Here is a 2,090-nt window from a genome sequence, read left to right on the forward strand (position 1 = left end):
GAGACCCGCCGTGACCAGGTCGTGGTCCTGCGCGGCGAGGTCGAGCCGGGCAGCGAGGCGCAGATCGACTACGGGCAGCTGGGCTGGTTCGTCGAACCGCGCACCGGGCAGCGGCGCAAGCTGTGGGCGTTCGTGATGGTCCTGGCCTGCTCACGGCACATGTTCGTCCAGCCGACCCTGGTCATGGACCAGCAGGCGTGGACAGCCGCGCACGTGGACGCGTTCTCGTTCTTCGGCGGCGTCCCGCACCGCCTCGTTCCGGACAACCTGCGCACCGGCGTCGACCGGACCGACCTCTACGACCCGAAGATCAACCGGTCGTATGCGGAACTGGCCGAACACTACGGCACCCTGATCGACCCCGCGAGGCGCGGCAAGCCCCGCGACAAGGCACGGGTGGAACGACCGATGCCCTATGTCCGGGACTCGTTCTTCCGCGGGCGGGAGTTCACCTCCGTCGCCGAGGCCCGGGCCGCGGCCGTCGCGTGGTGCCGTGACGTCGCCGGGCGCCGACCGAGTCGTGCGTTGGAGGGCGCCTCGCCGCTGAGCGTGTTCGACGCCGTCGAGGCCGAAGCACTCGGGCCGCTGCCGACCCGGCCGTTCGTCCTGGCGTCGTGGTCGACGGCGACGGTCGGCCCGGACATCCACGCCAAGGTCGGCAAGACGATCTACTCGGTGCCGTGGCAGTACCTGGGCCAGCGCGTCGACGCCCGCACCACCGACACGATGGTGCAGATCTTCGCCGCAGGGCAGCTGATCGCCACTCACGTGCGCAAACCCGGCGGCAAGCAGACCCTTGAGGGCCACTACCCGCCGGAGAAGATCGCGTTCCAGGTCAAGACCCCGAACTGGTGCCGCAGCCGCGCCGCCGAGGTCGGACCGGGCTGCGTCGAGGTCGTCGCCGGGCTCCTCGAAACCGGGGCGCTGTTCCGGCTGCGCGCAGCCCAAGGCGTGCTCGGCCTGGCAGACAAGTACACCGCAGCCAGGCTGGAGGCCGCCTGCCTCAAGGCGATCAAGGTCGGTGACCCGTCCTACCGCACGGTCAAAGGCATCCTCGCCGTCGGCGCCGAAGCCGACCCCCTCGCACCCGCCGCAGGTGACGGCGGTGCCGGGGCGTTCCTGCACGGGCCTTCGCGGCTGTTCGCGAACGTTATCCCCCTGCCAACCGCGAACCCGGCGACCGGCACGGACCAGGCCACCCCGAGCGAGGCCACCGGCCGCCGCGACAGCATCAAGGACACCGCATGACCATCATCGACACTGCACTTCGTGACAGCCTGCGCGCCCTGAAGCTGTCCGGCATGCTGCAGACCCTCGACGCCCGCCTCATCCAGGCCCACGCCGGCGAACTCGGGCACCTCGAATTCCTGCAGGTCCTCTGCCACGACGAGATCAGCCGCCGCGAAACGACGTCCATCGCCCGCCGCCTGGCCAAAGCGAAGTTCGAACAGCAAGCCACCCTCGAGGAGTTCGACTTCGCCGCCAGCCCGAAACTGCCCGCCGCGCAGATCCGCGACCTGGCCGCGCTGCGCTGGCTGCAGACCGGCGAGTCGGTCATCCTCTACGGGCCCGTCGGCGTCGGCAAGACCCACCTCGCTCAAGCCCTCGGCCACCTCGCCGTCCGCCGCGGCGCCGACGTTCGGTTCATCAAGACCAGCCGCGCCCTGGCCGACCTCGCCGGCGGCCACGCCGACCGCACCTGGACCAAGCGCCTGGGTGAACTCGCCCGGCCCGACCTGCTCATCCTCGACGACTTCGCCATGCGGGAGCTCACCGCGCCCCAAGCCGACGACCTCTACGAACTCGTCTCCGAACGGGCACGCACCGCAAAGTCGATGATCATCACGTCGAACCGTGCACCCGTCGACTGGTATCCGCTGTTCCCGAACCCTGTCGTCGCAGAGTCCCTGCTCGACCGGCTCATCAACACCAGCCACCAGGTCTTCATGAACGGCCCCAGCTACCGCCCGAACAGGAGACCCGGCCGCACCAACTCGACAACAACCAAGACCGACAAGTAGAACTACACCCGAGGATCACCCCGGCCGATAACTTGAGCCGCCGCCAGGCCAATTACTTGAGCGCCGACA

The 2,090-nt window shown here is 69.4% G+C and carries 1 protein-coding gene and 1 pseudogene; both read left to right on the forward strand.

Going from position 1 to position 2,090, the window contains the following annotated elements; all coding sequences use genetic code 11:
• Positions 1-1,056, forward strand: a pseudogene (gene istA / locus AB0J67_RS40760) (IS21 family transposase); the annotation flags it as partial.
• A gap of 188 nt (positions 1,057-1,244) precedes the next feature.
• Positions 1,245-2,021, forward strand: coding sequence for an IS21-like element helper ATPase IstB (istB, locus tag AB0J67_RS40765; protein WP_363491131.1), 777 nt, complete (start codon positions 1,245-1,247; stop codon positions 2,019-2,021).
• The last annotated feature ends 69 nt before the right edge of the window (positions 2,022-2,090 follow it).

Source organism: Catellatospora sp. NPDC049609, from assembly GCF_040675365.1.
GTDB lineage: Bacteria > Actinomycetota > Actinomycetes > Mycobacteriales > Micromonosporaceae > Catellatospora.